5 protein-coding genes and 1 pseudogene are annotated in these 6912 nt (G+C 65.2%); 3 read left to right on the forward strand and 3 right to left on the reverse strand.

Going from position 1 to position 6912, the window contains the following annotated elements:
* Window positions 1-10: 10 nt before the first annotated feature.
* Window positions 11-958 (forward strand): hypothetical protein, encoded by a 948-nt coding sequence (locus AB0J58_RS37735; protein WP_364224891.1) that lies wholly within the window; start codon window positions 11-13, stop codon window positions 956-958.
* A gap of 972 nt (window positions 959-1930) precedes the next feature.
* Here AB0J58_RS37735 and AB0J58_RS37740 read toward each other — a convergent pair.
* The gene (locus AB0J58_RS37740; RefSeq protein ID WP_364224903.1) at window positions 1931-2587 is read right to left on the reverse strand and encodes a hypothetical protein; all 657 of its coding nucleotides are present in this window, start codon (window positions 2585-2587) and stop codon (window positions 1931-1933) included.
* A 36-nt stretch (window positions 2588-2623) separates the two neighbouring features.
* On the opposite strand from AB0J58_RS37740, the pseudogene AB0J58_RS37745 reads away from it, so the two are divergent.
* Window positions 2624-2923, forward strand: a pseudogene (locus AB0J58_RS37745) (transposase); the annotation flags it as partial.
* A 77-nt stretch (window positions 2924-3000) separates the two neighbouring features.
* On the opposite strand, the gene AB0J58_RS37750 reads toward AB0J58_RS37745, so the two are convergent.
* Together AB0J58_RS37750 and rox are read right to left on the reverse strand one after the other, a co-directional pair.
* Window positions 3001-3879, reverse strand: a complete 879-nt coding sequence (locus tag AB0J58_RS37750; RefSeq protein WP_364224893.1) for a hypothetical protein — start codon at window positions 3877-3879, stop codon at window positions 3001-3003.
* Window positions 3880-4231: 352 nt separating this feature from the next.
* Window positions 4232-5656 carry a rifampin monooxygenase gene (rox, locus tag AB0J58_RS37755; protein WP_364224901.1) on the reverse strand — a complete coding sequence of 475 codons (1425 nt, stop codon included), beginning with the start codon at window positions 5654-5656 and terminating at the stop codon, window positions 4232-4234.
* A 781-nt stretch (window positions 5657-6437) separates the two neighbouring features.
* Between rox and AB0J58_RS37760 the strand changes: the two genes are divergently transcribed.
* Entirely contained in the window at window positions 6438-6653 is a 216-nt protein-coding gene (locus AB0J58_RS37760) for a hypothetical protein (protein WP_364224895.1), read from the forward strand.
* Window positions 6654-6912 lie beyond the last annotated feature (259 nt).

The raw sequence follows: 6912 nt of genomic DNA on the forward strand, positions 1-6912 counted from the left end.
CTGCACAGCCTTGCCGCTTTCGGTGATATGCAGCAAAGAGGGCATCTCTATGACGACGGAACCACCAACCGCGCCGCGGCCCTACAGCACTAAGCTCTGGTTGGGGAGGCCCTGGTGGCAGGGAGTTGCCGCTATTTTAGCTGTCATCGGAATACTGGTTTCGGTTCTCATCGCATGCGTACCCGAGGACGACCGCACACAACAGGGGCCAAAAATAAACTCCGGTACTTGCAATGAGGTCAGCGTGGGAGGCGACAACAATTCATTTCTGTGCGTTCCCGCCTCCTCCACAGAGGACCAAGGTGGTAAGCCGCCTAGGATAACGGCCACTGTCTTCGACAGCATGTGTGGCAGTGACTGGGTCTCCCCTCTCCGGGCGACCGAGATAGCCCGTCTGATGGGTGCCGACCCTGACCTCGATAAGACAGCCGGCTGGAACTCCTCGAAGCTCTCCGGTGGCGGCATGCCAAAAAGTCCTGGGCATGCGGTTCTGATGGTTGAGGGGCACTCTGACCGGCAGATCTTTCTCACTGACATCAAGGTGAGGGTCGAAGAGCGCAAGCCGGTGACGGCGTCGGGTACCGTGCTCAGCGTCCCGTGCGGCGGTGACGGTGCGTATCGATGGCTGCAGGTTGACTTGGACAAGGACCCCCCCACGGCCATCGCGCGTCACAGAGATCCCGGGATAATCGCAGATGAGCTGCAGGATTGGGCGACAAAGCCCATCCGATTCCCGTACGCCGTATCCCGAGACGACGCTGAAATGTTCCTCATCTCAACCTATACGGATGACTGCGTGTGCGGGTGGGAGATCGAGTTGAGCTGGATGAGCGGTGGGCGCACTGGAGTGGAAACTATCAGGAATGGCCAGCAGCTTTTTTGGACATCAGCTGTCGGCCAAAAGCGGGAGTGCGTCGTTGACCATGCACTGTTTTTATGCGATCTAAGCGTTTTTTGATCGCACCATGGTTGCTCGTGGCGACACACCAAGCCTTCTCCTAAAGGCACGGAACTCCTGCGGAGGTCCCGGTAGCAATGAAGAAGATCCAACGAAGTAGCCTCTGACCTGTGGTGATCCTGGGCCTGGTGCCCGTATGACGACAACGCCACCGGGGGCACGCCCGGCCGTCCCACGACCCGGGCCACGGCCGCCGGAGTTATCTTGGGTGACTTCAGGTAGTAAGTCATGCCGCATGTCGAGGCATCGGCGTACCTGGCGGGACTGCGGGGCAGACCGAGCCGACATGGCCCGTGCCCGCCGCGATCTCCTCGATCACAACGAGGCCTTCGCCGTCTACAACATTTGATCAACCTGTAGAAACGGGACATGGCGAATCAACGCCGGGGCCCTGGCTGACCAGCTAGTTCGCTTGACAACCCCAGATAACGATCGAGGAGCCCGCTGCCACTCGCCGCCCTTTGGACCGTGACCCGCGTGACCGGTTGTACGGCGACGGGGTGCCGTGCGGTGTGGGTGTTCAGGAGGGCGCCGAGCGTGGGCGCAGGTCCACGACGTCCAGACCAGGCGGGCCCATAGCGCCGGTTCCGGAGATGACGATCTCGAAGTAGCCCTTCGCTTCGAGGTCGCCTGGGCCGCTGCTGCCATCTCCGTTGTTCTGGGTGAAGAACGTGCTGCTGCCGACCGGCTTCCGGGGAAAGTAGGTGAGGAGAACACCCTAGTCGTGAGAGGGGCCGTTCCACCATTCGTAGGCGGTTTCGGTGTGCGAGAAGGTACTCAGTAAGAAGGCTATGGGGGATTCTTCGCTGTAGTTGTCCTGCCCTTGGAACCAGCAGTGCGATCGCGGATCGATCTCTTTCGCATCCGACGTGTAGGACTCGCACCTGACGTCGATGTAGACGATCTGGCGTTCGTGCGAACGGACGAAGGCTTCGAAGGCGGCCGCACCGGTCTGCGTGGTCGCGTCGGCTCTCAGCCTTGGGATATCAGTGACGGTGTACCGACAGCCGCGGGAAGCAGGACCACCGCGAGCGCCACGAGGGCACGGCCTGTGCGCCAGCGTCTGGCGAGCCTGCCGGCGTCCTTGAGATCGTCGGCGAAGACGATCGCGGCGGGATCCCGGGCGCTTGCGAGATCGCCCTGGTTCTCCCGGGGCGCCACCAGGCGCCAGCCCCTACGGTGGGCGGCCTCGAACTTGTCCTCGATGTCGCCCACGTGGGTCAGCCGGCCGTTCTCGTCGATCGCCCCGGTGACCGCGGTTCGCGGCCGGGGTCCGCGAAGGAATCCGCGCACCGCGGCCACGGATGGGCGGCGAGAGGCGGGTCTGCGCAGGAGTTCACGCAGGGCAAGCGCGAAGGCCGCGCCGAGCGAGGGCCCCTCCGCCGACGGCACCGGAGCGCCGTTGACGACGATCCGCCACAGCACGCACCGTCCGCCCCGACGTCCCGGCGAGGCGTTCCAAGCGACGGCGAGTGCGTCTTCGAAAGCGCCGTCGGCGTGGACGCCCGCCATCGTCCGGGGATCAGGGAAGAGACCGGCGGGCCCGCCCGGGTACTCCCACACTTCCAGGCTCCCGGCGGCGCCCTTCTCGGCGCCGTTATCTCCGGGCGTACCGAACACGACCGACATGCGGACGACGTATCGCGACTGCGTGTCTTCTCTGGCCCCGAGATGATCGACTTGGCCGGGCTCGTCCGCGCCTTCGCCGACCTGCTCCGGCCGCGCGAGGGCAACGCCGACCGTCTCGACACGTGGATCACCACTGCCCGCGCCGCCGACCTACCTCACCTGCACGCCTTCACCCGCGGCCTTGACCAGGACCGCGACACCGTCCGTGCGGCCGTCACCTTGCCTCACCACAACGGCGGCACCGAAGGCGTGAACACCAAAACCAAGCGCATCATGCGCCAGATGCGCGGCCGCGCCGGATTCGCGCTGCTCCGTCACCGGATCCTCTTGGGCTGACGTTCCGTCACCACCGAAAGAGAGACAGAGTCGGAAGAAGACAGAGCAGTTAACTGGACACACCCGAAAAACGGGAATCAGTTGCCCGCGGGCTGTTCGATCACTGAGTTGAGCGGGGTCTGCGGCCTGGTGGAGTAGTCCACGTCGTCTTCGTCGATGACCTGGTCGGCGGGTGGGGCCGTGACCGTGACCGTGGACCTCCAGTCGATGTAGCGGGTGTCGCTCGCGTAGTCGTCGACCAGGTCGGCGAACGCGTCGCTGGTCACCAGGCGGGTCACCAGCCCTTTGCCGTCCACCCAGAGCCGCCAGGTGATTTTCACCCGTTCCTTTGCGCTGATCGGCCCGAAGGAGGTCGTCTCGCGGAAGGAGCGGGAGGCCTTGCGAAGCTCGGCCTGGGTGATCGTCCCCCTGTACTGGGTGCCGCCCTGGTCGGGCAGGCGGTGGGTCGAGGTGCGCAGCAGGAGCGCCAAGGTGGCCGGTTCGAACACGTTGAGGACCTGGTCGCCGAAGACGGTGCCCCATTTCTGCAGGGGCCTGTCGATGCTGGCGCGCACCCACGACTTGCCTGCAGGAAGGTAGGCGCGGGCCGGGGTGACGTCGCAGTGGTAGTGCTTCCCATCGACGTTGATCATGTGCTGCACGTAGACGGGGTTGTCCTCATCGAGGGGCCGGCTGGAGGTGGCGCGCCGTACGACGTCCGCGGCGATGATGCCGGAGGGGCTGAACTGCAGCGTGCCCCTGCGGCGCACGGTCGTTCCGTCTTTCTTCCAGGCGAGACGGACGGTCTCGATGAACCGCACACCGCGTCCGGTGCGGAACTGCTGTCTGAGCGCGTTCACCGGATCGACCGCGGCGGAAGAGACGGTGGCCGCCTGGGCGGGTGCGGTCGTCGGGTAGGCGGGCAGGGCCAGGACGGCGGTCGCGATGCCTGCGAGCCCGGCGACGAAGCGCTTCACGTGAATGCTCCCGAGAATGCCCTCACCCCGTGTGAGAGGAATGAGGGCATTCTCGCAGAGCAAGATCGCGAAGGGGGGTGGCGTTCGGGGAGATATGTCACATTGATTGTGGATGTTTCGTGCAGTCAAGCCAGTGCCGACCTACAAGAACACCTCCCATCTCCACACCCCGGGGGCATGACCCAGAGGTGTTGGACGCTCGCGTTGAGAGGCTGCCGAGCCGGTCACCACCGGCCGCCAATCCATCAACCCCGACGACTTCGACCTCGAACGCGTCCGGAACGTTTACGTCTTCAAGCCTGACCGGCTTGACGTGCCGGCCCACACGGGCCTTTTCGGTTGCCAGGCGAAATCAGTCGGCGGGCTTGCCGAACCAGCGTGAGAGGTGGTCGTCCAGGTTCTGCTGATCGTCGCCGATCCAGGCGACGTGGCCGTCGGGGCGTAGCAGGACGCTCGGAACATCCAGTACCGCAGTGGGATCCGCGAGGTAATCGACCCGGTCTGACCAGCCGCCGACGGTCAGGCGTTCGGTGCGGTCCAGCAGTAGGCCGCGACCGCGATGCAGCAGACCGTAGAGACGGCCCTGTTTCACGTCGATGTCGCGCAGGCGGCGGCCGAGCAGGTCGGGGCCTTCGCCGAAGTCGTAGCGGATGCCGATCGCGGTGATCTTCTCGATCAGATGGCGGTTCACCTCGTCGAAGTCCATCAGTTCGGTGAGCAGCCTGCGCACGGCCCGCGGGCCCGGTTCGGTGGACAGCAGTTCCATCTGGGCGCGGGTGTTGTCCAGCACGTCCTCGGCGACCGGATGACGTTCGGCCTGGTAGGTGTCCAGCAGTGTTTCCGGCGCCCAGCCGCGGATCTGCGCGGCCAGTTTCCAGCCGAGGTTGAACGCGTCCTGAACGCCCAGGTTCAGGCCCTGCCCGCCAATGGGTGGATGGATGTGTGCCGCATCGCCGGCCAGCAGCACCCGCCCGACCCGATAACGTTCGGCTAGCCGGGTGGCATCCCCGAAGCGGGACATCCAGCGCGGGGAGTGCACGCCGAAATCGGTTCCGGCGATGGTGCGCAGCTGTTGTTTGAAATCCTCGAGGGTGGGCGGTTCCGCGCGGTCGCTGACTCCCGCGGCGGGGACTACGACGCTGTAGACCTCTTTGCCGAAGGGCCGGAGCCAGAATGGCTGATGGGTCTCGCGGATTTCGGTCACCTTGGCGGCGATCTCCTCCTGCGGCACGCCCACTTCCATCTCGCCCATCAGCGTCTCGGTCCGTGAGGGCTCGCCGGGGAAGCCGACACCGAGCAGTTTACGCACCGTACTGCGCCCGCCGTCACAACCGATGAGATAGCGCGAACGCAGCTGTTTCCCGTCGGCCAGCTCGACGGTCACACCCTCGTCGTCCTGTTCGAAACCGGCGACCGCACAACCGCGCTGGACCTGTGCACCCAGTTCGACCGCATGTTCTTCGAGCAGATGTTCGATTACTGGCTGCGGGATACCCAGTAGATAGGTGTACGCGGAATCCAGGGCCTTGGGTGCGGGTTTGGGGATGGCGGCGAAGAAACCGCCGGCCGGACGCTGTCTTCCGTGCTGGAGAATGCGATCCAGCAGTCCGCGCATCGCCATCAGCTCAAGACTGCGAATATGCAGACCGACTATGCGGACGAACGACTTGGGCTCGGTTTCCTTCTCCAGAACGAGTACCCGCACATCATGCAGCCGTAGTTCGGCGGCCAGCATCGCACCGGTCGGCCCGCACCCGGCAATGATCACATCGAAGATGAGGGGCGCGCGATCGGCGCCGGTGGCCGACGACCAGAGAACTGCGGGGACGTCGCCCACCGTGGAGCCGCGCTCGGCCGTGTCGTTCGACGGTGGCTCGGCGGTGACCTGCTGAGAGTACATAGGTGTTGCCTTTCGGGAGCCTGGTTGGCGAGGCGCTCCCGGCGACACCTACGTCAATCGCCGGCCGTGACGGGAAGGGGGAGCACCCACATCGATACAGCGTTCATGGGTCTCACCTCCTCGGGCGGTGTCACGGTCAACGGCAAGCTACAAGCCCGACCATCATCCCGTCCAACCCTTTTCCGGCCATGTGATCACGACTCCAAACGGGCCCGTGCGGTTGCAGGCGAATCCGGCGTGGCGGCCCGGCTGGTCCCGGTTACGGTCGACGATCTGATCTTGGCCGCCCCTGGATGATCAAGGCTGGACACCACGCGGCCGATGCCGTTCAGGCGGCAACGACCCCGACGAGCAGGAAAAACTGATCGAACTCAACGCCCTGGACCTGATGGACGTGGTGCGCACCTTGGTGGCCGAGGGCTGGCCCATCACCGCCAAAGAGGTTGGCGCACTGTCGCCCAGTCGGCTCGATCCGGCACCAGGTGCCGACTCTCGCCGACTACTGGCCCGGCGGACACTGTAAGACGCACAGATGCCGTTCGCCCCCACCGGCGGCCGGTCGAGCACTGCCACAGGATCGCTGCTGCGGGAGTGAGCCGGGTCAACCCGTTCATCGCCCGGTCGGCCGAGCAGCCGTACGCCGTCGTGCACCCGCACCATGGACGGCCCGGCCATCACCCTGGTCGCGCCGGAGGTGACTTCCGAGTGCCGGAAGCCGGTCTACCACCTGCTGGAGGCCGACAGGTTCACCTGCTGGCTGCTGAACGCCGAGCACGTCAAGAACATCCCCAGCCGCCTGAGGGCCGGCAGGCTGGACGCGGTGTGGCCGGCCAAGGTCGTCGAGCGCCCTAGGCATCGACCCCGCAGGCAGTGAGCGGAACGTGGAAACCCCGATGGAGTCCATATGACCTCGGTCATTCGGTAGGCCGGCCGCAAGGAAGGCCCAAATCCCCAGAGACAGCAGCTGATGCCGCGACCTCAACGTTCGCGGTGAACGGGCCTGAGGGCGAATCTGACCTGTGCCGCCGGCCGGCTCCGCTATTTCCGGCGGAAGGTGACGATCGACTCGGAATCGCCGTTGGCCACGTTGACCATCAGCCACAGCTGGGAAGTGCCGGGGATCCGCTCGATCA

Source organism: Streptosporangium sp. NPDC049644 (assembly GCF_040675205.1).
GTDB lineage: Bacteria > Actinomycetota > Actinomycetes > Streptosporangiales > Streptosporangiaceae > Streptosporangium > Streptosporangium fukuiense.

Coding starts and splice junctions, on each gene's coding strand:
- AB0J58_RS37740 (WP_364224903.1), bottom strand. CDS start 2,587: ATGTCGGTCGTGTTCGGTACGCCCGGAGATAACGGCGCCGAGAAGGGC.
- AB0J58_RS37760 (WP_364224895.1), top strand. CDS start 6,438: ATGGACGGCCCGGCCATCACCCTGGTCGCGCCGGAGGTGACTTCCGAG.